Source organism: Maridesulfovibrio pacificus (SeqCode), assembly GCF_048612815.1.
GTDB classification, from domain to species: domain Bacteria; phylum Desulfobacterota; class Desulfovibrionia; order Desulfovibrionales; family Desulfovibrionaceae; genus Maridesulfovibrio; species Maridesulfovibrio pacificus.
This window is the reverse complement of sequence record NZ_JBLZNE010000001.1, coordinates 1886999-1913316: the sequence shown is the minus strand read 5'-3', so window position 1 is coordinate 1913316 and position 26318 is coordinate 1886999. Positions and strand designations below refer to the sequence as shown.

18 protein-coding genes are annotated in these 26318 nt (G+C 46.3%); 14 read left to right on the top strand and 4 right to left on the bottom strand.

Annotated features, from left to right (window positions below; all coding sequences use genetic code 11):
- Positions 1 to 121 precede the first annotated feature (121 nt).
- From ACNI23_RS08975 to ACNI23_RS08920, 12 genes are read left to right on the top strand one after another with little or no spacing between them, the layout of a single operon-like run.
- A complete protein-coding gene (locus ACNI23_RS08975; RefSeq protein WP_420248070.1) occupies positions 122 to 682 on the top strand; it encodes a GNA1162 family protein in 561 nt (186 codons plus the stop codon).
- 11 nt (positions 683 to 693) lie between these two features.
- Entirely contained in the window at positions 694 to 1515 is an 822-nt protein-coding gene (locus tag ACNI23_RS08970; protein ID WP_420248069.1) for a glycoside hydrolase family 191 protein, read from the top strand.
- Positions 1499 to 3583: a polysaccharide deacetylase family protein gene (locus tag ACNI23_RS08965; RefSeq protein ID WP_420248067.1), complete on the top strand. Its 2085-nt coding sequence runs from the start codon at positions 1499 to 1501 to the stop codon at positions 3581 to 3583. Before ACNI23_RS08970 ends, ACNI23_RS08965 begins: the two co-directional genes overlap by 17 nt.
- Entirely contained in the window at positions 3580 to 6420 is a 2841-nt protein-coding gene (locus ACNI23_RS08960) for a tetratricopeptide repeat protein (RefSeq protein ID WP_420248065.1), read from the top strand. The genes ACNI23_RS08965 and ACNI23_RS08960 overlap by 4 nt, the downstream gene beginning before the upstream one ends.
- Before the next feature lie 37 nt (positions 6421 to 6457).
- A complete protein-coding gene (locus ACNI23_RS08955; protein ID WP_420248063.1) occupies positions 6458 to 8302 on the top strand; it encodes a tetratricopeptide repeat protein in 1845 nt (614 codons plus the stop codon).
- Between the two features lie 29 nt (positions 8303 to 8331).
- The gene (locus ACNI23_RS08950; protein WP_420248062.1) at positions 8332 to 9741 is read left to right on the top strand and encodes a sensor domain-containing diguanylate cyclase; all 1410 of its coding nucleotides are present in this window, start codon (positions 8332 to 8334) and stop codon (positions 9739 to 9741) included.
- A complete protein-coding gene (locus tag ACNI23_RS08945; protein ID WP_420248061.1) occupies positions 9722 to 10834 on the top strand; it encodes a HEAT repeat domain-containing protein in 1113 nt (370 codons plus the stop codon). The genes ACNI23_RS08950 and ACNI23_RS08945 overlap by 20 nt, the downstream gene beginning before the upstream one ends.
- Positions 10821 to 12326: a GT4 family glycosyltransferase PelF gene (gene pelF, locus ACNI23_RS08940; RefSeq protein ID WP_420248059.1), complete on the top strand. Its 1506-nt coding sequence runs from the start codon at positions 10821 to 10823 to the stop codon at positions 12324 to 12326. Before ACNI23_RS08945 ends, pelF begins: the two co-directional genes overlap by 14 nt.
- 3 nt (positions 12327 to 12329) lie before the next feature.
- Positions 12330 to 13700, top strand: a complete 1371-nt coding sequence (pelG, locus tag ACNI23_RS08935; protein WP_420248057.1) for an exopolysaccharide Pel transporter PelG — start codon at positions 12330 to 12332, stop codon at positions 13698 to 13700.
- Positions 13701 to 13718: 18 nt separating this feature from the next.
- The gene (locus ACNI23_RS08930) at positions 13719 to 14675 is read left to right on the top strand and encodes an NAD-dependent epimerase/dehydratase family protein (RefSeq protein ID WP_420248055.1); all 957 of its coding nucleotides are present in this window, start codon (positions 13719 to 13721) and stop codon (positions 14673 to 14675) included.
- A gap of 18 nt (positions 14676 to 14693) precedes the next feature.
- Positions 14694 to 15758 (top strand): HDOD domain-containing protein, encoded by a 1065-nt coding sequence (locus tag ACNI23_RS08925; RefSeq protein WP_420248054.1) that lies wholly within the window; start codon positions 14694 to 14696, stop codon positions 15756 to 15758.
- Positions 15759 to 15782: 24 nt separating this feature from the next.
- Entirely contained in the window at positions 15783 to 16841 is a 1059-nt protein-coding gene (locus tag ACNI23_RS08920; RefSeq protein ID WP_420248052.1) for an HDOD domain-containing protein, read from the top strand.
- A 42-nt stretch (positions 16842 to 16883) separates the two neighbouring features.
- On the opposite strand, the gene ACNI23_RS08915 is transcribed toward ACNI23_RS08920, so the two are convergent.
- From ACNI23_RS08915 to ACNI23_RS08905, 3 genes are all read right to left on the bottom strand, one after another.
- The gene (locus ACNI23_RS08915; RefSeq protein WP_420248050.1) at positions 16884 to 18263 is read right to left on the bottom strand and encodes a rhodanese-like domain-containing protein; all 1380 of its coding nucleotides are present in this window, start codon (positions 18261 to 18263) and stop codon (positions 16884 to 16886) included.
- A 63-nt stretch (positions 18264 to 18326) separates the two neighbouring features.
- Positions 18327 to 18740, bottom strand: coding sequence for a desulfoferrodoxin family protein (locus tag ACNI23_RS08910; protein WP_420248048.1), 414 nt, complete (start codon positions 18738 to 18740; stop codon positions 18327 to 18329).
- A gap of 108 nt (positions 18741 to 18848) precedes the next feature.
- Positions 18849 to 21116 carry a hybrid sensor histidine kinase/response regulator gene (locus tag ACNI23_RS08905; RefSeq protein WP_420248047.1) on the bottom strand — a complete coding sequence of 756 codons (2268 nt, stop codon included), beginning with the start codon at positions 21114 to 21116 and terminating at the stop codon, positions 18849 to 18851.
- 257 nt (positions 21117 to 21373) lie between these two features.
- Here ACNI23_RS08905 and ACNI23_RS08900 point away from each other — a divergent pair, with 257 nt between their 5' ends.
- Both ACNI23_RS08900 and ACNI23_RS08895 read left to right on the top strand, forming a co-directional pair.
- Positions 21374 to 23821: a PEP/pyruvate-binding domain-containing protein gene (locus ACNI23_RS08900; RefSeq protein WP_420248045.1), complete on the top strand. Its 2448-nt coding sequence runs from the start codon at positions 21374 to 21376 to the stop codon at positions 23819 to 23821.
- Positions 23814 to 24896 (top strand): protein-tyrosine phosphatase family protein, encoded by a 1083-nt coding sequence (locus tag ACNI23_RS08895; RefSeq protein WP_420248043.1) that lies wholly within the window; start codon positions 23814 to 23816, stop codon positions 24894 to 24896. Before ACNI23_RS08900 ends, ACNI23_RS08895 begins: the two co-directional genes overlap by 8 nt.
- A 74-nt stretch (positions 24897 to 24970) precedes the next feature.
- Here ACNI23_RS08895 and ACNI23_RS08890 read toward each other — a convergent pair whose 3' ends face one another.
- A complete protein-coding gene (locus tag ACNI23_RS08890; protein WP_420248041.1) occupies positions 24971 to 26248 on the bottom strand; it encodes a phenylacetate--CoA ligase family protein in 1278 nt (425 codons plus the stop codon).
- Between the last annotated feature and the right edge of the window lie 70 nt (positions 26249 to 26318).

Genomic DNA, 26318 nt, shown 5'->3' with positions numbered 1-26318 from the left:
ATATGAATGATTTAATATATAGCTATAATTTTTGTTTTTAGGTGGGGATAAATTTGTTTTTTAATTCGTATGTTTAAAATGGATTAAAAATTAAAATTTTCGATAAAATAAGGAGGGTGCTGTGAAAAAGAGCTTTTTCACTACTTTGATTTTTATTCTCTTTCTTGCCGGATGTTCCGGTACCTACATGAAAGATTACGTCCAGCCCAACGGGGTTGCCAGTGAAGCTCGCCATGCTGCGGTCTTGCCGCTGGTGAACTTGACCAATACACCTAATGCCGGGCGTATGGTCGGTGATCTGCTGACTACCGAAATTTATGCTTCCACCAAGTTCGACCTCATGGAATCCACTGAAATGTTCAAGCGCATCAAAGGAGATGAGGACGATCTGGAATTTGTGATGGAAGATGTTGTTGCTCAGAAATTGGGCAGCAAGCTTGGAGTGGATACTGTCATTTATGGTTCTGTTACCGAATACCAATATAAGCGCGGCGTTAATCAGAGCCCTTCAGTGGGTATCAATCTGCGAATGATTGATGTTTCTTCCGGTAATGTTCTGTGGGCTTCATCTTCTTCAAAGAGTGGGGGGTGCTTTTTCGGATGTACGGAATCCCTGAACAGTGTAGCGCAGGAGACCCTTGCGGAAATGATAGAAGCAATGTCTTCCGTTTCTGCACAATAATCGCGCTGCTTGTGATTACTTTTTCAGTTTTCGGAAGGACTTTCGCCTTTGGCAAGAGTCATGATGTCGAATCGTGGGCTTGTTATTACGGAAGTGAAGACCGGACGGATAAACTGTCCGGTTTTGATCTGCTGGTCTCTGACTCCGGAGGGCAGGACCCAACACCTTTGCGTGCAAAAGGGGTAAAGGTTCTGAGCTATGTCAGCCTTGGTGAGGTCGCGGCGAACGGACCTTATTACGAGGAGGCCAAGCATCTTGATCTGCTTGTAAGGTATAATGAGAACTGGGATTCATGGGTGGTGGATGTGCGCCGTCCGGAATGGAGCGAATTGCTTTTTGCCCGAATTATCCCCGATGCCCTCTCGGCCGGATATGACGGGCTTTTTTTTGATACGCTTGATTCCCCTATCGATATGCAGCGGCGCGACCCCGATATCTTCAAGGGCACAGAACGTTCTTGCGTTGCTCTGGTTCGCGCTATCAGGGAAAAATTCCCCAAAATGCTGCTTTGCCAGAACAGAGGATTTGAAATTGTGCGGCGCACGGCTCCCTATATCAACTACCTGTTGATTGAAGGGTTGAGCAGCTCCATGGATTTGGCAACTTCCACTCGTAAAGATGTTCCGGAAGCAGATCGTAGTTTTCTTATTGCCAAGGCGAATTCCGCTTTGAAAGCCAACCCCGAACTGGTGGTACTGACCCTTGATTACGTTCCTGCTGGAGAGAAACTGGAAATTGTTAAAGCTTACGATTTCTCGCGCAATCTGGGCTTTATTCCTTATGTCAGCACTCCGGCATTAAATGAGGTGTTTATTCATGAGTCTGGTGAATAGGCTTTTTGCCGCATTTCTGATTGTCATCCTTGCTTTTTCTTGCGCTTATGCCGAGCCGGTCAAGCGCAAGGTTTTGGTGCTCTACAATGGAGCAGAAGACCGCTCCGCAGTGAATAATAATTTCATTGAAGGCTTTGCCGCACCACTTAACTACCTCGGTTTCTTGTACGAGGTGCGTGATGTTGCGAAGCGCCCTTTGCCTTCTGACAAAGACATGGAGGAATACCGGGCGGTCTTTACTTCCTTTTCTGAAGGCTCGATGAATAATCCTAATGAGTTCCTTAACTGGCTCATTTGGCAGCAGAAGCAGGGTAAGAAGGTCATAATCGCTGGAAATTTGGGTGCATTTAACGATTACGACAATGTTTTGGCTGAACCATTGCTGATCAAGAAGGTCTTTTCCAATCTCGGATTTTCATATCAGGCTAATGCTACGAATGTCGAATATCGCTTGAAATATGAGTATGTTGATCCGCAGAACATGAACTTTGAGCGTAAACTGCCATTGTTTCCAGACAGGTATATTCAGATTGTCCCCGTGGGTGAGGACGTCAAATCATGGGTAAGTGTGGGGGTGAAGGGAAAATCAAGTACAACTGCAGCAGCTGTGGGCTTGGGACCGCGTGGTGGGTTTGCTTTAGATGGTTATATGCGCTGGCAGGACCCGGTAGATTTTAAGAAGCAGTGGTACTTGAATCCGTTTGAATTCCTAAGAGTTAATTTGGATTTAAAGGGTATGCCGGCTCTTACCCCTACCACGTTGAATGGTAAGCGGGTTGCCTTTGCCCATATAGATGGTGACGGTTTTGTTGGCTACACCGAGGTGGATCAGAATAAAGTTTGTGGGGAAATTGTAATGGAGCGCATTTTTGAGCGTTACGACTTTCCCAATTCAGCTTCGGTTATCGCCGGGGAGATCAATCCGGATGTTAAGGGGAGCTTGGATAATGTAGATCTTGCTAAGACCCTTTTTGAATTAGAAAATGTAGAGACTTCATCCCATTCCTACACCCATCCTTATGCATGGAATGCGAAGACAAGGGAATCCAAGGAATATGCCGAGGATTTTGTTGTCGGGCAATATGAGGTTGCTGGATATAAATTTGACGCTCATTACGAGATTGTGGGGTCTTGCGATTATATTTCCGAAAATCTTGCTCCGGTGGAAAAGCCCTGCCGGGTTCTGTTCTGGTCCGGCATGTGTGAGCCCACTGAAGAGCAGGTTGCCATTGCAGAGAATGCCGGAATTCTGAATCTGAACGGCGGTGATACTGTTTTCGATGCCCGTCGTAATTCTTATTTCGGGGTCTCGCCTCTTTACCGTGCGCTTGGCAAATACAACCAGATCTATACCGGACAGGCCAATGAGAATATCCTGACCAATCTTTGGTCCGGTCCGTATTTCGGGTTCCGCAATATCGTGGATACCATGAAGCGGACCGGCTCTCCGCGCCGGATTATGCCCATTGATATTTATTACCATTTCTATAGCGGTGAAAAATTTTCCTCACTCAAGGCCCTTGAAGATGTTTATGAATGGGTCCTCAGTCAGGACACTGCACGAGTTTATGCCTCCGCCTACATCAAAATGGTCAACGGTTGTCTTGCTGCAAAGGTGGAAAAAATTTCACCGGAAAGGTTTGGTTTCAGCAATTATGTCGACTGCCTTTCCGTACGGCTGGACGGTATGGATAAGGTCCCGAATCTGAAAGAATGCAAAAATGTACTCGGATATGACATTCAACCGGAAGGTATTTTTGTTCATCTACGTCCCGGTACTCAGCGGGCTGAGATTGTTTTGACCTCAGATAAGACTGTTAACGATAGATTTCCGTATCTCAAAAACGGTTCTGGCTGGGTACGTGATTTTGAGCGCGCAGACAAAGGTGTCCGCTTTGATTTTGAATGTTTCAGTAAAGGAAAATTTGAGGTGGCAGGGCTGATTCCGAACAGAAAGTACAAGTTTATCCGCAAGGACGGATCGCTACAGGAACTTATTACTGATGGAGAGGGCGTTTTGTCAGTCCAAGACGTTGCTTCCGGGCCTATGGAGATTGATCTGATTTGAACATAAAGCTCTGGCGGGTACTGCTTTTCGTACTCATCATAATCGGGACGACCGTGCTGATATATCCCTTTCCCAGGGATATGGTCCCGTTGTACCTGCGGAGTGGGGAAATTTCCAAGGCGGCGGATTTGCTTAGTGAGCTTCTGGAAGAAGATCCTCATGACTTGAGATTGTTAACCCTCGGGACGGATGTATTCCTTGAGCGCGGGATGCCAGACAAAGCTATAGCCAGTCTTGAAGAGATTTTGAAACAGAAGCCGCGTCGAGTCCCTGCGTTGCGCAAGCTGGTGCAGGTTTTTGAATGGAACGTAATGCCCCGTGAGGCTCTCCATACATGGAAAAAGATTTCAAATATTGAGCCTGATAAGATGGAACCTCTGGAAAAGATGGTAATGTATTACCGTTATTTCAATATGTTCCCGCAGGAAGTGGATGCCATAATTAAGCTTAATACGTTGCAGGGCAAAAGGCCGTTTGTCGGGGATTTTATGCGTGTGCTCAATGATGAGATTGAGTTGCTCGGCGCAGAGCACGCCAAGACTCCGGATGATCCATATCTCGATTTTTTGCTTCAACGAATTTTTATTGTCGGGGAACAGTTTAAGGCTGAAACCGAACTCAGTACCGAATCCGGAGAGAAGGTCGATTATTTGCAATACGTGCTCTACGTGCTGGAGTATTTCGTTGCAGTTGACCGTATTGAAGATGGCTATGAATATGCTGCCCGAATGGATAAACAGGCCGGACTTGATGTTGAAAGCAGAGTGCAGCTGGTTAAGGTTCTGGGATGGTCAGAAGATTATGACAGGGCTTTGGAAGTGGCGCAAAGACTGCTTAAGATCAGTCCGGATAATATAGTATTGCTGACTGAAACAGCATGGATGGCCCGCGCTGCAGCCAGACCTGATCTGGCGCAGGTTGTTCTGGAAAAACTGGTTCAGATTGAGCCGGATAACACTGTTCACCAACAGGCTCTCGGTGATGTTTACATGCAGACCGGCAATTTCCGCAAAGCTGTAGATCTCTTTCGCAGGTTGGCTGAGCGGGTCGGCAGTTGGCTTTCTTATGCACATGACATGCTGCGGGCGGCCTTGTTCAGCGAAGATCGGGAACTAATGGCTGAAGTTATTGAAGAGACCAAGACTGCCGATATTTCAGAGCCGGACTATTTGCGGACCCGCGGGGAACTGCTGCTTACTTTGGAACGACCGCGTGAAGCATATGATATCTTGCGCAAGGTGGTGGACAGCCCCGGTGCAACTCTTACTGATTACCAGAACCTTATCGATGCGGCTGCAACTACCGCAGATAACAAATTGCTTGCTGATGCTGTGGAATTTGCTCTCAAAGTTTATCCTGATGATATAAATATTATGCGTACTGCCGGCGCAGCATATAGAAATGTTAATAAGCCTTACAAAGCTTACCTTATTTACCGTGAGCTGTTGAAAAGGGAGCAGGAGCAACAGGATATCCTTGATATGCTTCTGGCTGCTTCTGAAACTCAGGATTTGGAGCTGGCAAAGAAGGCAGCTGGGTATGCGGTAAAGATTGCGCCCAAGGATATAAAGGTAATCGCGCAGGCCGGGGAAATCATGCTTTGGTTGAATTCACCCAAAGACGGTTATCCATATTACAAAAAAGCGGCCATCATGACCGGGGGTAACCGTGAGTATGTCATGAACCTTATTCAGATTGCATCTTATACCGGTGATAAGGCTATTTTCCGTGATGCAGCTGAGACCTCCATCCGCCTGCGCCCGGATGATGAGCAGGTTGCATTGCTGGCTGCTGCGGTATGGGCTGCTGCCGGTGATAGTAAAAAAGCGAAATTGCTCATTTCGCAATTTGCAGGGCAGAGCTCTAAGAATTTGGATATATTGTACCAATGGGCGGAATTTGCTGATCAGGCTGGTTTGAGTGAAGAGGCTTATCGTATTTATGATGAGTTGTATTCGCGTGATTACAAGCGTAAGGAGATCAGGGAAAGTCTTGCCAGATTGGCTGAATGGACCGCACGTCCTGCAGTTGCCGCTAAGCTTTATGCTGAAATTTCCGATGAATCTCCGGAAGACTTTGATTTTGCCAAGCGTGCAGGAAAGGCTTTGGCTGATTCCGGAGAGTATATCAAAGCAGCAGCTTACTATGAGCGGGCTGTAAGTATTAAGCCTCGCGACTATGAGGTGAAGCTTGATCTCGCGAGGGTCTATGGTTTTGCTGAAAAATTTGCGGACCAGATAAGGGTCTTCAGGGAATTGCAGGCTGCCGGAAAACTCCCTGAAACCGAGCGTATAGAGCTGGCCCGGGCCTATCTTGATGGGCGTGAACCTGAAGCCGCTTTGCGGATTCTGGAACCTTATGCCCGTCTCAAAAAAATACCCCGCTTTGAAGGCTTTTTATTGGCTTCGGCATTGCAGATGGCCGGGCGCGGTGATGAGGCCTCCGATGTTTATAAAAGGTTGAAAAAAGAGTATAATAATGACGAAGTCTTCTTGGCCCGTCTGGGTGCGGAAGCCTTATTTAACAATTTCCAGACCGATGCGTATGAACTTTTTCAGGCTGCTTTAAAGCTTAATTCGGAAAACCATACCGCACTTAAGGGACTGGGGATTATTTATGGCGAACGGGAGCAGTATAAAAGGGCTGTTTCCAAGTTGCGGAAATACTTAAGGTTGGTTCCCAATGATGCCGAAGGACATTATCAATTGGGTGAAATATATCAACTTATGGGTCGGGAAAATGACGCTGTTCGCGAGTTTAAGCGAGCTGCACGCATAATCCGCCGTGAAGGTCGTGTGGATATTTCAGGTAGGGATATAAATATAATCGATAGGTAGTGTTTTGAAAAAAATAGTTTTTTGGACTTTTATTTTAATGACGGTCTTGCTGCCGGTCATACATGGAACTCCGCTCCGGGCGGAGGACACTACCGCTGCGGCTGTAGAAAATAAGAGCGAGATTATCTGGACGGTCAGAGTAAGTTCCTTTTTGCAGGCAGATGCCGCATGGAATTTCATGTCCTATCTGAAAAGTGAAGGGTATTCTCCTACAATGGTTTATCTTTACGATAGACAGGCAAGGGGCTGGTATGTGGTCCAGATAGGAGATTACCCCACCCGCAGTCAGGCACGGACAGCAGGACGCCTGTTTAAGGATAGAACCAGACTAGATTATCTTATCCGCTCCATGCCTCTAGTTATGTTGGAAGAGCGGACACTGGAATTTCCGGGAGATTTGCTGCCTGCACCATCCGCAGAGCTGGCAGCAAAAAATGCTAAAGCGAAGGGATCTGTTGCAAATACTACTCTTGCAACTGAACCTAAATTGGTAGGTGCACCAGAATCTCTGTTTTACGAACTGGATCAGGGCGATGTATTGCGGGCCACCGGGCAACGGCAGCAAAAAGTAATTTTAGCCCGTATTATGATTCGTCGCGGTTATGTTGAAGACGGTCTCAGAGAGTATTCAAAACTACTCAAGACTTTTCCCGATGATTTGGATTTGCGCGAAGAATATATCGGCGCACTTATCGATAATAATGAGCTGTCAAAGGCCGAAGCCATGTTGCGTCGTTGGCTTAACTTTGACCCGGAATCTCCTCGCGCCCTGCGGCAGGAAGCCCGTTTGCGTTTATTGGCCGGTAATTATTCCGTACAGATTGACACCCTCGACTATCTGCTGCGGTTGCGGCCCGGAGATACTGATTCCATTTCCGCCAAGGCTTACAGTTCCCAGCAGGGAGGAGATTGGCTGGGAGCTGTGGAAAGTTTTTCCCAGCTTGTCGACGCTGAGCCCGAGAACTATGAAGCACGGCAGGCTCTATCCAGCCTGCTCATGGAACGGAGGCCCCGTCTTGAGCTGACTCCCAGTGTATATCTGCAGTCTGATGAATCTATAACTACTGCTCTGGGCAGTCGTTTTGCCATGCAGATTACGGATCAGACCAGAGGGGAGATCTATTACGCAAACACCCGCATCTACCGTCCGCAAGGGGACGGAATTGAGAAGATCGATAAGGATGTTAATCAGGCTGCTCTTTTATTAAGGCGTGATTTTACCCGTACTTTTACCGGTATTGCCGGAGTTGGTGGATATGAAGGCACTTCGTCCGGTGTATCAGGTGCTCTTGGTTTTGATTGGCGCATCCATGACCCCGGAACTTTTTCTGCCATGATCGATTACAATAATCCTTGGCTCGATGAACCTACGGCCGCCAATTACGAAGGTCATTACAATCAGTTGTCCCTGACTTACGATGGATTTTATGATGATACATGGGGACTCTTTCTTAATGGTCAGCTACGGCAGTATAAGCTGGAATCTGAACGCAATTATGGAGCCAAGGGAATCTATAATATTATTTTGACCCGTAGGCTTCTTTCAGATCCCGATCTTTTCGTTTCTTATTCTTTCTACCGTTCTTTCTTCAAGTATGATGATGAAACGTTCAAGCCGTTTGAAGTGGTGGAAAATGAGAGTATCCACACCTTCAGCGCCAGTTTTAGTAAGTCCATTTGTGATACAATAGTTTTTCAGGCTGCCGGAGGGATCAGGCTTGATGAATTCAAGAACAGCCCCAGTTATTTCGGGAGCCCGTCATTATCTTTAAGGCTGGGCAAGTTTGAGTTGAGTCTCAATTATGAATACAGCAGTGATTCCGGGCTTGCCGGGGGCGGGGAAACCCAGTTCGTCAGTGGTGGGATCGGTTTTGTTTTCTAAAGTGTTTGAAAATAATCAGGCCGGTGAATATGTTTAAAGTCAATACAGAGGCAAAAAGATATAAGCTCTCCCAATATTACGAGGTATTGCTGGGGCTGGTTGCCATCACTGCGGCCAACCTCATCTTTTTTCGCCATGACCCCGGATTCCTTTCTGTTTCACCTCATCCTTACTGGATCGTTGTCCTGCTTACTTCGACTCGTTACGGTTTTGCGGGAGGGTTGTTTTCCGGGATAATGGCCGGTTTATTTTTCATAGTTTTTAAAAGTCTATCCATCCCTGATATTGAGCCGATGGATTTTAGAACCTTAGCCATGTGGGGTAAGCCGATCCTTTTCTTTATTGTCGGGGTTGTCCTTGGCGAGACTCGTCAATTGCATCTCAGGGAATATTCCGATGTGTGCGAAGAAAGGGATGCTTATCATGATGCTTTTGATAAGGTTAAAACCAAATACGATATCCTCAGTGAGGCTAAGCAGGAGCTTGATAGTAAAATTCTTTCGCAGGAAAGTACTCTGGGAACTCTTTATGAAGCCGCGCAGGGTTTGCGAACTTTGAGTGTCGACAGCATCTATCCGGCAGTACTGGATATTCTCCGTGAGTTTATGGATGTGGAGGAGTGTTCCATTTACCTCTTGGATGGAACCGAATTCAGGCTTGATACCGCTTTGCGGCATGGGAAAAGTTATTTACCTGAAGTTATTCCCTGGGGTGAAAGCTTAATGAGTATTGCTGCGGCTAAGAAGAGAGCTATTTCCATCCGGGATATTGCCAGCAATGAAAGCATGCCCAGCGGTATTATCATTTCCGCCCCTATTCTGGCAGATAATCACCAGCATGTGGTCGGAGTATTGAACGTAGAGAAGATGCCTTTTCTCAAATTCACAAGTGATTCTGTGCGAGTGGCCGGACTGGTTGCGGACTGGTGCGGCAGTAGTGTTGAAAATGCCACTGTTTTTGCGGAGACAAAAGATAAGCTTATCGCCGATGAAATCACTGATGCTTATACTTTTGATTATTTTTTGCGCAGGCTTCGGGAGGAGTTTGTCAGAGCACGGCGTTATGAACTGGATTTGTCTTTGATTATGCTGGAATTCCCGGGACTTTCCAACGCCTCGGATGAAGGGCGTGACGAGGTTCTCATGGCTTTCAGTATGATCCTCAAAAATCAGGTTCGAGAAATCGATATTCTGTTCATCAGTGATGAACCGGGGGCTTTTTACCTGATCCTGCCGACCACACCTACTGCCGGTGCTCGGGTGGTGGTCAATAACCTGCTCAGCTCTTTCAAGGCCCTCAGTGTGATGGCTTTTGAAACAGATCAGAATCTTGTTGAGCTTCGTGCCGGGGTGGCTGGTTACACGCTTGGTATGGAAGATCCTGCAGAACTGGTCAAGAATGTGAAAGAGGACATGGTCAGTGTACTTTTTGCGGAATAAAGTAATCAGACTGGCGCGAATGCGCCTACTGGGGGCTTTTGCTGCTTCCTATATATTTGAAGGTGGAGCTGTGTGGGCCTACCTGAATAGGGGCGTTGCCTCTTGGTACATCTACGTTGCAATTGCGGCGCATGCTTTTTCCGCTTTTTCTTTTTTGCTTTTTACTGCTCCCAAGCCACGCGCAATTCCCGGTATTGGATTCTACTATCCCCGTATTGCGGCTCTGTTTACTTTTTTTATGCCTTTGATCGGGTTGGCCGGGATTACGCTGACTCTGCTTATGTCCCGTATTTTTATGAAAAGTTATGGTCTTGCTGAGGAATACAAGGAAAAGGCTTACGAGGGTGGAGGGGTCAATGTAGACCTACCCACTGATATTTCCGAATTTTTATATGACGAAATTGATGTCCATCCCATTGCGGATATTTTGAACGGGGATGATATGGAGATGAAGAGGGGGGCCGTCAATCTGCTTCGTCGTATCGGTTCTGCCGAGGCGGTAAAACTGCTGCGTAAAAGTCTTTCCGATGAAAGTGCCGAGGTCCGTTATTATGCTCATACCGCTTTGACACGGCTTGAAGAAGACTATGCGGAAGCGGTGGAGAAGGCTCGTTTCCGAGCAGACAAATATGATAGTGCGCAATCCCATGCTGAGCTTGCCTCTGTTTATCGGAATTATGCCCGCAGCGGTCTGCCGGAAGTGAATATGCAGGAGCGTTCCATGGGGCTTGCATGTGAGCATTGGCGTAAGGCAGTCGAAGAGGATCAGGAAAGTACAGACTACCTGATGCGTCTTGCTGAGGCATATGTCGAGAGTAGAAAGTTCAGCGAAGCTTTACATATCTATCGTGAGACAATGAAAACGCCTGAGCTTGAAATGGAATCTCGCCTTGGGATTTGCAGGACTTTTTTTGAAATGGGTAATTTTATTGCACTGTTTGATGAAGTTGAGCAGCTGCGGGCGCGACCGGAACTGGAATCCCCCGATCCTTTTAAGGCTTTGATTTATAATTTTTGGAGGGAGGATCTAATGTCAGGAGAGGGAGCGAAAGTAGAAGCTGATTTCAATGAGGTGGGCAATGAGTTCGGATAAGCAATATGATGTTTGCCTGCTTCTTGAGGGCACTTACCCGTTTGTATCCGGTGGTGTTTCCACATGGATTCATAACCTGATCAAAGGGATGCCGGAATTGACCTTTACGGCTGTTTGTATTCTCGCTTCTTCCAAAGAAAAAGCCGAATATCGCTACGATGTGCCGGATAATTTTATTGATCCTCAAATTGTCTACTTGCATGACCCTGTCGAGATCTCACAGAACCCATTTAAGAAAATTTCTGCAACCAATATTGAGAAGCTTAAAAAATTTCATTACCGGCTTGAGCGAAATGATATCAGTATGATGAAAGATATGGTCGATCTTTTTCGTCATGATAAGTATCCGCTTTCCGAGCTATTTCATGGAAAGAAGGCTTGGGATTTTCTTGTGGAACGATATAAGCCGGATTCAAATGATGAGTCATTTATCGATTATTTCTGGACATATCGTTTTACTCATTTGCCAATTTTCAAAATGCTGCCGCTCGATTTGCCCAAGGCTAAGGTTTACCACACTATTTCTACTGGATATGCAGGACTGCTCGGAGTTGTGGCCCGTGTTATGACCGGTCGCCCGCTATTGCTCACCGAGCATGGTATTTACGTTAAAGAGCGCAAAATTGAAATTTCTCAGGCTGAGTGGGTATACCGCAAGGAAGATGAGCGTATGCGCATTCAAAGTAAGCTTGGTGCGTTTCAGACTTTCTGGATAAGGATGTTCGAGCAATTGGCCCGGTTGTGTTATGATTACTCTTCGGCCATTTATACCCTCTATGAAGGAAACCGGCAGCTCGAGATTCAGGAGGGAGCTGATCCGGACAAGATCAGGGTAATCCCTAATGGAATCAATCTTGATGATTTTCTGGGACTTAAGCCCCTCGATCATGATTACATGGGCCAGACTGATTTTGCTGTTGGTTTTGTCGGGCGCGTGGTGCCTATCAAGGACGTTAAAACTTTTTTACGGGCTATCAAGATCGTAGCAATTAAGCTTGAGAAGCTTAAGGTTTACATAATGGGGCCTACTGAGGAGGATAAGGAATATTACGAGGAATGCGTTAACCTTGTCCGTTTGCTTCATCTTGAAGATGTGGTGGAATTTACCGGGAAGGTCCGGGTTGCGGATTACCTGCCCAAACTTGATGTAATTGTACTTACCAGCATCAGTGAGGCTCAGCCCTTGGTTATTATGGAGGCAAACTGTGCGGGTATTCCGGCTGTTGCATCGGATGTAGGCTCCTGCCGGGAACTTCTGGAGGGGCGTACCGTAGCCGATCAGGCTTTAGGTCCATCCGGGATAGTGACCAAGGTTGCGGACCCGGTCAGTACAGGGGAGGCGATTCTGAAGATTCTGACCAGTCCGATTCTACGCAGCAAGATGTCGAAAGCAGGAATTGAACGGGTGAAGACTTTTTACAAAGAGTCTGATTTAAACGAGACCTATCTGAATATTTATAAAGATTACATGGCAATGGAAGATCTGGAGTAGATTATGGCAGGAATAGGATTTGAACTGAGAAAAATGCTCCGCGGGGACAGCTTCCTTTCCGAAGTGTCCGCATATTTATATGCGGCTATGGTTTCATCCGGTCCTTGGCTTATGAGCGTTCTTTGTCTGGCTGTACTGGGTCTATATTCTTATTCCGGTTTTTCCCGGATGGATCAGGATATTTTCCGGACTACCATTGTTTATGTCTATGCCTTTTCCCTTATCTATGTGGGCTATATCCAACTGGTGGTGAGTCGTTATCTTGCTGACCGTTTTTATTTGGGTGACGAGAAGGTTACCCTGACCGCTTTTTTTACCAGCGCTCTTGTAGTGCTTGCTGCTGGGGCAGTCATAGGCATTGGGGGGATTTGGCTTTTTGAGCTGAGCTTAACCTATAAGATTATTGCGGTTATACTTTTTCTTGTCGTATCTATGGTCTGGTTGACTATGATTTTTCTTTCGGCAGTTAAAGATTTCCGGTCCATAGTTCAGGCTTTTGCAGTGGGGACTATGTGCAGCGTGGGGATCGCTTTTCTCCTTTATCCGCTGATTGGGCTTGCGGGGTATTTGTTGGGGTATACTCTGGGGCAGGCTGTAATTTTTTTCTGGCTTATGGCCCGCTTGCTTGCAGAGTTCCCGCCAGGCAGGGTTTGGGATTCGGAAATGTTTTCGTATTTTATTAAATATTGGGAACTGGCCTTGATCGGTATATCTTTCAACCTTGCCATCTGGGTAGATAAAATCATGTTCTGGTTTGCACCGGATTCCAGAATGGTGGTTCCTTATCTACGCACCCATGACATGTATGAAGGCCCTATTTTCTTCGCTTACCTGACCATTGTGCCTACACTGGCCATTTTTCTGGTTAAAATTGAAACTAAGTTCTACGAGCATTATCATGATTATTTTGCAAAAATAATATCCAAAGAAGACCTCTCAAGTATTTTGCAGGAAAAGAAGGGCATGATTAAAATGCTTAAGGAAAGTTTGCGTGAGATTTTGATTGTACAGGGGACCCTGACAATGCTCTGTATTTTTATGGCTCCTGAGTTTGTTGATTTGGTAGGTCTTTCTCCTTTACAACAGCCTCTTCTGCAGATTGCTCTGGTTGGTTCTCTGTTGCAGGTTATGCTTTCTGTGGCTGTGATCATTTTATTTTATTTTGACCAGCGTAAGGAAGTGCTGACGGTTACCCTTGTCTTTCTGATAAGTAACGTGGGGCTGACTTGGTTGAGCATGCAGCTTGGCTTCACTTTTTACGGTTATGGTTATTGCTATTCATGCTTCATTGCATTGATGTGTGCTTACCATCTTGTTTCAAAAAGTGTTCGTGATCTGGAATATTTAACTTTTTCGAGTCAGCCGTTGTTCTGATGATATACTGGAGGGGAGATGACGATAACCTGTCTTGTTACCGGGTGTGCCGGTTTTATAGGTAGCCACTTGACACAGGCTCTGCTTGACGCAGGGATTTCTGTTGTAGGTGTTGATAATTTTGCCAGTGGATATGCCAGTAATATGGAAAGTTTTATCGATCATGGCAGGTTTTCATTTTATGAAAGGTCTATAGTCGAAGCAGGCTTGCTGGAGGAACTGAAGCAGGCTTATCCTGATCTGGATGTTATTTTTCAGTTGGCTGCCGTTGTAAGCGTTCCATATTCAGTGGAACATCCTGAATTGACGATGAAGGTCAACTTTGAAGCTAATCAGGTTATGCTCGATAGCGCAAAGCAGCTTGGAATTTCCAGCTTCGTCTTTGCCGGATCTGCAGCAGAATATGGTAATGAAGACCGACTTCCGGTTAAGGAAGAATTCGCTCAGGATGCTGAACAGTTAAGTCCTTACGGAGTAGCCAAATACAAATCTTCGGCGTACATTGAAGAGATCGGCTATGGTTGTTCTTTGCGTTTTTTCAATATCTTCGGTCCGCGTCAGGACCCGACCAGCCAGTATAGTGGCGTTATTTCCCGTTTTGTGGATTTCGGATTGGCTGGTAAAAATATGGTAATCTTCGGGGACGGGGAGCAGACAAGGGATTTTCTCTATGTTTCCGATGTGGTTACTGCATATTTAATTGCCGCAGGGCTTGATAAGCAGGGACGGGGTCCTTTGACTGGAATTTATAATGTAGGAACCGGAATAGGCAGATCTGTGCGTGAGCTTGCTACGGTTGTCGCGGGCTTGACCTCTGCTCCGCAAGAAATTGATTTTAAGTCCGAGCGTCCCGCGGATATCAGGCATTCCCGTGCAGATGTAAGTAAAATTTCAGCTGAAGGCTTTAAGGCCGAAGTTTCTTTTGAGAAAGGATTGGCGCGAACTGTTGATTGGGCCATGAAATCTAAGTCCTAATTTTCATCAAGGATATCTATGTACGAAATTGAGCAGACCACAACGCTTAATCCACAGGTCAAAGATGCCGCGATCAAATATGTGAGACATCTTTTCAGTCAGGCTGATGAGTCTGATTTTATTCGTCTTCTACAAAAAGAGGCATTTAAAAATGTTTATAAGAAGATGATTGTGGAACCGGATGAGTTTATGCCTCAACCTCGTCCTTCTGATATTGGGCCTTGGGAGGGACCTAAGCCTGATAATCCTAGAGATTTTTTGAAGTCAAAGCTGGTTCTTCCGTCTTTACCTCAGGTTCTGTTGGAAATTCAGAAAGTTGTTAAAGATCCAGAGAGTTCAGCTGATGATCTGGCCGCTGTTATCAATAAGGATCCAAAATTGGTGGCTGCTATTTTGCGTCTGGCTAACAGTGCCATGTTTAGTTTTCGAACTGAGGTTGATACTACTTCTAGAGCTGTAGCCCTTTTAGGATTCAGGCAGGCCAGTTCTCTCGCTCTTGGAACTGTTTCACTTAGTCTTTTTAAAAGGAGCGAAGGGCCACAGGTTCTGAAGGTCGAAAGATTTTGGAAATATGCCGTAGCCTGTGGTGTCGTTGCGCAGGAAATAGCGAAGCTGGCAGGGTTTCATGATTCTGAGCGTTTTTTTGTTGCAGGAATGCTCCATGATATTGGTATTTATGTTATTTTTGAAAGCAATAAAAGCCTTGGGGCTGACCTAGCTGAGTTGGCCCGCAAAGATGGCAACAGCCTGTATGATGCTGAGAAGGAACTGCTTGGCTTCAGTCATGGGGAACTAGGTGGGGTTATTCTGCAGGATTGGAATTTTCCTAAATCCTTAGTGGTTGCTGCAGCTGCCCATCATAACCCGACTAAGGCCAAGAAAGATCCCGATGCCGGAATAATCCATGTGGCAGATTTTATTTCCAGAGCATTGGGTTACCATCTCGGGCTGTCTCCCGTGCTTGGGGTGCTGGATCATGAGATCTATGAAAGCTTTGGGGTTAGCGGAGAAATGTTTATCGACATGATTCATGAAGTACAGAAGTTGATTGAAGAGATCTTTGAAATACTGAATCCGGCATAGCCATCAGTTTTAAACGAGATATTAATGAGTAATATTCAGGCTTCATCTAAAATCAGGCCGGAGATCAAAAAGGCGGCATCGCGTTATGTGAATAAACTTTTTTTGCATGCCGGAGATTCCAGTTTGGTGAGGTTGCTCAAAAAAGAGTCCTTCAAGCGTATTTATAAACAGATGATTGAAGATCCTGATTCTTTTTTACCCAAGACATTCTCTACAGATATTGAGCCATGGGATGGGATAAAACCTGCTGGCCCCGCAGATTTTTTGAAGGGGCATGTTACCCTTCCTTTATTGCCGCATATTCAAGTTCAGTTACAGGAAGTTCTTAACAACCCTGAAAGTTCTATTAGCGACCTTGCGAGGATAATCAGTAAGGAACCCAAGTTGTCCGCTGCTGTTATGCGTCTGGCTAACAGTGAGCTTTATAAAACAGAGGAAGAAGTAGATACTCCTTCCAAGGCTTTAAAAGTACTTGGTTTCAGAAAAGCCGGAGGGCTAGCTCTAGGTACTGCGTCTTTGAGTTTATTTAAGCGTACTGATAAAACTGTTCTTGATCTGGTTAAATTTTGGAAGCATTCCATCGCCTGTGGTGTTGTGGCACAGGAAATTGCTATAACCGCTAATCTTGGTGATCCTGAGCGTTTTTTTGCCGGTGGACTGCTGCATGATATAGGTCTGCATGTGATATTTGAGAGCAACTATAGTATAGGGGTCGAGCTTTATAAGGTTGCCAACAAAGATGGGTACAATCTTTACAAAGCTGAGCGTGAAGTTCTAGGTTTCAATCATGCTGACCTTGGCGGTTATATTTTAGAGCAGTGGAATTTTCCACGGCAGTTGGTAGCTGCCGCTGGTGGACATCATAGTCCGCGTAAGATCAAGACTGATCCTGACGCAATGGTCACCCATGTGGCTGATTTTGTAGCTCAGGCCCTAGGTTATGAACTGGGAATTTCTCCGGTAATAGGTGTTATTGACCAAACAGCTTGGGACAGGATTGGAATTTCAGCTGAACAGCTTATAGACCTGCTGCCTAATATACGAAGATTGGTAGATGATGTTCTTTTGATTTTAAAAAAGTAATTAAAAACCCCGAAGTTCGTTACTCCGGGGTTTTGTTTTTATTTATTCCAGCTCGTATCCTGAGCGCGACCAGGCGATTGCTCCGCCTGCCAGTGAGCAGACTTGTGTGAATCCGTTGCCTTGCAGATAACTGCCGACAATATTGGAACGGTAGCCCGATCCGCACATGACGATGACCGGACTGTCCTTATCCACATCAATTCCTTCTTCAAGTACTCTCGCGAAGGGCTTATGGATTGCTCCTTTGATGTGACCGTTGCTCCACTCAGCGGGGGTGCGTACGTCAAGCAGGGTGAATTTTTTGTTTTCCGCCATTGCATCATGCAATTGCTCAGTTGATTTCTGAGCCAGATTTTCAACCGGATATCCTGACATAAGCCAAGCGGCAATTCCGCCGTGCAGGTAACCGAAAATCCGATCATAACCAATGCGGTGCAGCTCCGTGCACATACGGTCATAATCTTCTTTGGAATTGACCACCAGCAGCAGGTCGGAATCTGGTTCTACGGCCATCCCCACCCAGTTGGCGAGTTGCTTTTCAAGGCCGATATTGATGCTTCCCGGAATATGGAAACCACCGAATCCGGCAGCATCACGCACATCAATTACCGTACATCCCTGATCAATCATCTGCCTGAATTTCTCCGGGTTCATGGCCCGGTCAAGGGGGCAGCGTTCGAGTAGAGGAGCGCCTTCAAAGTTGGTGTTGATGATGTGAGTAAATGATTTCGGGCGACTGGGGAATGATTCCAATACCTTGACTTTGAAATCTTCAAAGGTTTTGAACTGCAGCATTGGGTTATAGCGCCGTTCATAACCGAGGGTGCTGCTAGGCTTTGCACTCATACCCTTTCCGCAGAGGGACCCCTGCCCATGGGCAGGGTAAACTTCCAGATAGTCCGGAAGCTTTCCAAGTTTTATGTACAGGCTGTCATAAAGGTTGGCTACCTGTTCATCGAGAATTTCATCTCCCGGAAGGTCCGGGCGTCCGATGTCTCCAACAAAAAGCAGGTCGCCGGTAAGAATCATCCAAGGTTCATTTCCACGCATGGTGTCAGTAACCAGAATGGAAATTGCGTTTGGAGTATGGCCGGGAGTGTAAAGGAAATCCAATTTGGCCGCCCCGACAATGAAGGAGTCTCCTTCTTTAATGGAGGTGTGCTCATAGCCCACATCGGCATTTTCATGGATATACAGTTCCGCACCGACTATGGATTTAAGCTCCTGTTCACCGCCAACATGGTCGGCATGCACATGAGTATTGATGACCCGGGTGATTTTCATGCCTTCCTCGCGCGAAATATCCAGATATTCCTGAACATCTCTGCGCGGGTCTACTATCACCATTTCACCTGCGGCCGGACAGCCGATGACGTATGAATAGCAACCCAGTCCTTCTGTGGTTAGCTGTTTAAAGTACATTTATGCGTTCTCCTGAAGTGAATTCAATGTTAGAGCGTGAGAGGCAGAGTCCGCTTTTGGTTTTTACAAAGTTACCGGGCTCACCCAGAAATCATGCTTGTTACAGAAGCTGGTTGCAAAGAATTTTTTACCTTTACTATCTGCCGGAAGTTCGAAGTTGGAAACAGCCTTCTCATCAGTATTGGCAAAAGTCTTTGTGCCGATAACATTGCCTTTGTCATCTACTAATGTGTGGCGGACGATATAGTGTTTTTCTGTCATGGGATGCAGGGTGCGGATAATGGCCTTACCATTTTTAATTTCAACTTGAGGGAGATGAGTCGCTGCTTTTTTGCTCCATACGCCGGGGTCTTTCTGGGTATAAACAATGTTGGAAGGATATTCGCCACCTTTTTTAGCCGCGGCATTGGTTACAGGCATCAGGATTGCCGCAGTTGCTGCAGCTGACATAGCCATGAATTTTCTTCTGGAATTCATAAAAGTCTCCTTAAGGTTTTTATTTACATGGTTTTCCTGTTGATGCTTCATTATTATAATACTTTTGCATGGTGATTTAAATTGTTTATACGCTAAATTTGGCAATAGTCAATAATGGTTCCTGTTATCTGTTTGACTGTCGCGCTCAATGCGCTCAAGAAATTGCAGCTTGGTAATTGGTTTTGTCATATAACTGGTACAACCTGCTTCGCGTGCAGATTCTGCTGTACCTTTGATGGCATGTGCGGAGAGGGCAATAATGGGCACTGGGGACAGGCCGATTATTCTTTCCCAATCGCGGATTTCTTCCGTAGCCTTATAGCCATCCATAACCGGCATTTCGATATCCATGAAAATAATGTCAGGCTGGAATTCTTTATATATTTCAATTCCTTCTTCTCCGTTAGAAGCACATTTCATAACGTGGGGCGAATCGGAAATGAAATGTTTGAAAAGAAGACGATTGCTTTTATTGTCTTCAATAAGCAGCACCTTGCGTGGCAGTGTGCGATTTTCGGGTAGGTTGTTGAATTTCTCTCCTTTAGTGTCAGAACTTTTCACTTCTTTCATGGTGATAGTGAAGGTAAATGTGCTTCCGCTCCCGGGAGAACTTGAAACTGAAATGTTGCCATTCATCATATCACACAGCTTTTTGCTGATGGAGAGTCCCAGACCGGTTCCCTGATATTCACGTGTTATGGAACTATCGGCCTGAGTAAAGTGTTCAAAAATGGCATTCTGCCTGTCTTTGGGAATTCCGGGACCGGTGTCCTGAATTTCAAATTTTAATTCAACATTGTTGTTCGTCAGCTGTTTGTATCCGGCTTGAACATATACTCCGCCGGTCTCAGTGAATTTAACCGCATTGCCGATCAGGTTCAGTAATATTTGTTTGACTCTTACAGGATCACCTTGGACAAGACCGGGCAATTTGCCGTCTACACGGCAGGCCAATTCAATTCCCTTCTGGGAGGCTGAGTTTTCAAAGACACTGCAGCACTGGCGCATTATTTTTGAGGGATTGAAGTCTATGCTTTCAAGATCCAGCAGACCAGCTTCCACTTTGGACATATCGAGTATGTCATTTATCAAAGCGAGTAGACCTTCTCCTGCATTATCAAGCAACTTGATATATTTTTTTTGGTCATCACGCGGGTGGGAGTCTTTAAGCAGATCTGTTGTGCCTAGAATTACATTCATGGGAGTTCTGATTTCATGACTCATGACAGCCAGAAATTGGCTCTTGGCATGGTTTGCCGCTACAGCGTTTTCTTTTGCTGCATTTAGTTTTCGGGCCACTACCCAGCCTATCAGGCCGGAAAGAAGAATAGCTAAGGCTGCTGTCATGAGACTTAATCTATAGTCTTTTTTTATGGCCCCCAGATAATCGTCTTCCGGGATGTACAGTCCGATAATCCAAGGCCAGTGTGAATTCTTAAAAGGGGTAAAAACTGCATTATAGCGTGCGCCGTGATGTTCAAAAGTTGTGAATACCGGTTTTTGAGGAATTTGGTCTGGATGCACACTTAGGGATTTATAGGCTTTCTGGCATATTTCGTCAGGTAACTCATTGATTTTGCTTAAGCGTATTTTGTTGTTTTGTGTCGTCTGTTTGAGAGCTTCAACATCAGGAAATGCAACAACATTTCCGTTCGTATCTACAATAAAGGCTTTACCGCTCTGGCCGATGGTAAGTGTATTCAAAAAAGTGGAAAGTTCAGCAATTGTGATATCTACACCCACAACTCCCTGCAATTTGCCATTCTCATCGTAGACCGGGCTGGCTGTGCTTATCCCCGGTTTCTGGCTGGTGAAAAAAATATAGGGTTCGGTCCAGATAACATCATTGGTCATCAGTGCTTCAATAAACCATGGCCGCTTTCGGGGATCGTATCTATCCAACGGCGCCAATTCGCTTTGCAGAAATTTATTCTCAGCCGTGGTCCAGGTCATTGTGGTTTTGCGCTCACCGTTTTCAAAAAGAATTGTTTTTGAAAGAAGACCGTTTTTTACCTTGGCATTGGAGCGGGAAGCCATGAAAAATTCACCTTTGGTAGTCCCGTAGTAGATACCCGAAAGCTGGTGGTATAGGGAAAGCTGTTCACTGAAATACCGAATCATATTTTCGTAATGATCGCTGCTGACAATATTACTGTCTGCAAGGAAACGTGTCAGTTCTGCAGCATTTTCCGCCGGACGGAGGTAACTCTCCGATTTGTCCAGCGTATACGAAGAGATGTTGAGCATAATCTCATGCGCCAGTTCGGTCAGGGCCTTGCGGGATGTGGTGGAGTGGGGGATGATAATTATAGCTGTCAGGAGGACTGTCAGTGAAACGAAGCAAATAGTCAGCCACCACTTTTTTAAATAATTCATTGTCTGCAAACGTCTCCGAATATTTTGTCGAGGGAGAATCCCTGAATCATGTATCTGTAGCGCAAAGGGCACTGTTCCATATTTATCTCGGCAGAGAGATAAAATCAATATGTGGTGGGAAAAAGATGTGTTGCCGATGATGGGATTGAAATAAAATATATTGTTGGAATGGATTTTCCGGACTGTGATTTTTTATTGTAATAAGATAATCTGTTCGTAAAACATAAAAATGAAACCACATATGTTTCGGAGAGTCGATGCTTCCTCTTAAAAGTTTGAAATATTGGGCTGAAACCTTTCTTGCCCCGAGATCTTTGCAACAACGTAAGTATGAAGCATTCAAAATTCTGCTGGAATGCGACTCGCAAGCTCTTGATCTTGTTGCTGACCTTGAAGAGTTGTTCTACGGCAGAAATCTATCAGACCGGATGCAGGCTAATTGCCTTCAAGCCCAGATATCGCAGGCCGTGTATGGAATGGTTGAGGAATTACAGGAGATGCATCCCCATAAATTCAAAGATTTGATGGAAGAATTTCAGCGTATCAATTTAAAAGTACGCAACGCAGTTGCCATGCCTGCTCCTAATCCCGGCCCACCGTACTCGGTCCCTCTTGCTGCTGCGGGTGAATGTCCTGAGTTAGCTGGGGGAAAGGGAGCCAACTTGGGACGTGTGCACGGGTTGGGACACGTAGAGGCTCTTCCCGGTTTTGTGGTAACTGCTAATGCTTTTCATGCTTTTCTGGAGCATAACAATTTACGCGAGGCTGTGAACAAGAGGCTTTGTCTGATGGAGGTCGGTAATGTTCGCCTGCTTTCATCCTTAACCCTCGAACTTCAAGAGCTTTTCCTCGCTGGAGAAGTCCCCCCCAAAGTTTCTACAGAGATAAAGCAGGGTCTTGCTACCTATCTTGACGGTACCGGCAGACTGGCGGTGCGTTCCAGTGCTTTGGCCGAGGACAGTGAAATTTCATTTGCCGGACAATATGCAAGCGAACTTGATGTGCATCCAGATGATGTTCTCGAAGCATATAAGCGGGTTTTGGCTGGGAAGTATTGTCCACGTGCTGTTTCTTACCGTATTTCCAATGGTTTGACCGATAATGATACTGCAATGGCTGTACTTATTGTGCCTATGATAGACGCCCGCAGTTCCGGGGTTGTTTATTCCTTGGACCCTGATTGTCTCAGTCGGGATAGTGTCGGGATTTACGGGGTTTCGGGATTGGGTGCGTCCCTTGTTGATGGCAGCGTTGTTCCGGTTAAAGGGTCGTTGTTCCGGGACCGTGAGCCTCGACTGGTCAGTGATTGTGCCTTTGATCGTGCTGCATTGCCTGATGAACGGATGCTTATTCAGTTGGCTAAATGCGCTTTGAAGCTGGAAGAACAGTTCGGTTGTCCGCAGGATATGGAATGGGCTTTGGATCAGGAAGGTCAGTTCCATATTCTTCAGACACGGCCCTTGCAGCAGGAAACGGCGGGGCAGGTCCGAGAATTTGCGCCCATAGCAGCAATGCCGCTAATTGAAGGTTTAGAGCGTGCTGCTGGCGGAGCTGGGTGCGGTAAAGTTTATTTTGCCCGCAGTGGTGAAGAGATAGCTCGAATCCCTGAAGGGGCCATCGTGGTCACTCCGGCTTTGAAGCCTTCCTTGTTGACTTTTGCCGCAAAGATGAATGGTGTGCTCTCCGTTGCCGGAAGCAGGGCCAGTCATTTCGGGTCTGTTGCAAGGGAAATGGGAATTCCTGTGCTGGTGGGTGATGTGTTGAACCGTTTTGAACCGGGCCAGTTGATTACTGTGGATGGAACAGCCGGAGCTGTCTATGAAGGTTGCATAGAGAGTGTGTTGACCCGTAGCTGCAATGATTCGCAGGTTCCGCAACGTATCCTTGATTTATACAAGGATATGGCTCCGCTGCTGGTTCATCTGAATTTAGTTGACCCGAACGCAGAAAATTTCAGTCCTTCGGGTTGTAAATCCATGCATGATTTAATTCGGTACTGTCATGAAATGGCAGTGCAGGAAATGTTTTCTCTGGTGGATAAGCGCGGTCTGGGCATGGGAAATTCAAAACGGCTGCAGACCTCCCTGCCGTTGGTGATATACCTGATTGATTTGGAGCGGGGCCTTGATTCTACTGTTGAGCAAAAAAAGGAAGTCTCTCCTGATGAAATTAAAAGTTTTCCCATGCAGGTATTCTGGAAGGGTCTTTCCGATGAGCGGGTGGACTGGCCAGAGGAAATGACTCATGTGGACTGGGAGGAATTTGATCGTATGTCCGCAGGAATTTTCAGTAAGGATTCCAAACTGCTCGCCAGCTACGGTCTGCTGGCAGAAGATTATATGCATTTGCTGGTTCGTTTCGGTTATCATTTCTCTGAAATTGATTCTTTGTGCGGACCTGTTTCCGGTCATAATTATATAAAATTCCGTTTTAAGGGCGGTGGAGCCGGATTTGATAACCGGATTTTGCGGTTGGAGTTCATTAGTAAGGCTCTTGAACATTATGGACTTGAAACTGAAATTCGTGGAGATATGTTGCTAGCCTTCAGTTCCCGCTTGAATTTAAAGGATACGGCAAAACAACTCGCTGTTCTGGGATATCTTATGGCTGTGACTCGACTGATGGATATGAGGTTGGAAAATTCCGGTCAGGTGGATGCGGAGTTGGCAAAATTTGTGACCGTAGCGGAGGGAATTGATGTCTGAGGAGAATAGCTGTCAGGCCTATACCCCCTGCTGGGTGACCGATCAGCTTGCTGTGGGGTGCGCCCCCATGAGTCATGCCCAGTTGGATTCCCTCAAAGCGCAGGGAATTGACGGGATCATTAATCTTTGTGGTGAATTTTGCGATCTGCATGAGATTGAACAGGGGGCAGGGTTCGAGGTCTATTATTTGCCCCTTGAAGATGAGGAGGCCCCGGAGCTGGTGGAGCTGGAAAAGGCTCTTGAGTGGCTGGACGAGTCAATTTATCTGGGCAAGAAGGTTTTAATTCATTGCCGTCATGGCATCGGCAGGACCGGGACCGTGCTTAATGCATATCTATTGCGGCGAGGTCTGGGGCACAAACTGGCCGGACGGAAAATGAAGGCATTACGCTCAAAACCAGCCAATTTTTCTCAGTGGTGGACCATTCGCAAGTATGGCCGCAAAAGTGGAAAACTTACCGCACGAACCCCCTGTGTTGAATTTAAGCGTAAAGTTGATCTCTCTCCATTTTTCAATGATTACTTGGAATTGGCTGGTAAAGTTGAGCAGCGGGCAGCAAGGATGCAAGATCTCAAGCAATGTGGTCTTAATCATGATCGTTGTTGCCGGACTCCGCTTAGAATGACTCTGGCTGAGGCCCTGCATTTGAGCCATTGTGTGAATCTTGAGCTGACTCACGATGATCGTTTGGCCGTCATTGAAAAAGCTGTCGCTACCGCTCGTGCTGAGCGGCTGGCTATGCGTGAAATTTCCAGCGATAACGAAGCCGGATTCTGTCTTTCCGGTGTGGATTCAATTTGTCCGTTGCTGGAGGAAGGCAAATGCCGCCTCTTTGATTATCGCCCCCTTCAATGTCGGGCCTTCGGGTTGGATACTTCAGAAAACGGGCGGCTGTGGCGCGAGGAGCTTATGCCCGGTTTGAATAGAATTTCCAATGAAATATGGCTTGCCTGTACCGGAACCATGCAGGATGGAAAGCTGCCGCTTTTTGCGTTGCCGGATGTTGTTTCCGGCAAGTTCATAGAATTGCTGTTCAAACTGATGATGGCGCAGGGATTGGATGCGACGAATTGAAATAATACTTTCACCATAGCAAAGCCCCTCCTTATCTGTTCCGGTAAAGAGGGGCTTTGGGTTTTAGTTTAAAATTACATGAACCGCTTATCAATAACCCTTCTGATCTTACCCGTGGTTTCCACCCTCTGTATGCCGCCGGAGGGTACAACCAGAATCTTGAAGGCTCTGATGCTGTTTTTCTTACGGTTGGCGCCTACTGCCGGGATTTTATTTGTCATGCATTCATAGACATTAGAGCTGAGCTGGTAGTCATCCACAGCATCTCCGTCAGCAGCTTCCACACGTATAATTATGTCCGTTTCTTCTCCATTCAGGTCCAGCCGTATTTGAAAGACCGGAGTCAGTTCTTTGAAATTACCCAGACAGGAATCAATCTGATCCAGTGACATGGAATCGTACTGAAATTCGATTATTTCATCGGAGCGTTGTAACAATCTGAAGCGTGGACTGGTCCTGCCGCAGGGGCACTTCGTATCTACCCATTCGACATTGTCACCAACCTTCATTCGGATGGCAGGTTGCAGGGTTCTGATCAGGGAGGTGGAAATGATGCTTCCGTCATCATCCTGTTCCACAATGCAGTGCGGTTGCAGGATGTGATGCTCTGTTCCGGTACAGTATTCACATTGGAAGCCGATAGGGCCTACTTCGGCTGCTCCGTATCCGGCAGAATGAAAAGAAGCATTCGGCCAAACCGAGGCAAGGTAGCTTTCCTGTTCCGTGGTCAGAGGCGTGGAGGCGAAGGCTACTTTTTCAATATCGAGCTTCAGGCCGCGCCGTGTGGCTGCTTGAGCAATCTGGACCAGTGTGGGGGATATTCCGAAAAGGGTGTTCGGGCTCATCATTTCCAGATAATCAAGGGTTCGTTCTACCGGCTGGTTGTCTGTGATGGGCAGTATGTTGCAGCCGATTATCTCAAGGGCGCGGTAGCTGATCAGGAATCCGTTCCAGAAAGCTCCGGCCCTTATGCAGTTGGCTACCAGATCGTCAGGAGTTATCCCGCAAGCCTTTAGACCATAGGCCGCTCCATTGCATACTTCCTGAAATTCATCCAGACCGTAGCGGGCAAAACTCATCCTGCCGGAAGTGCCTCCGGTGGAAAACTTATAGAATCCCCCGGTGGTGCGGGTGTAAAGGGACTTTTTGCAGGTTTCCCCTTCTGTACAAAGGGTCTGCTTATCAATAATCGGAATCTGCTTGAGCTCATCCAGACTTCTAAGGGGCAATTCGATATCTTGGTAAAGTCTTTTATAAAAAGGAGCCTTAACGGCAGTGCCCAGAATCTGGTTCAGCTTTTCCAGTTGATGTCTTTCAGCTGTCTTTTGGTCAGAGAAATGGAGATCGGTCATACTGGCCTCCCTTGCGTATCCGATAATCAGAGCATGGTTTTCATACTAAGCTTAGCAGATTTAGGGAGGC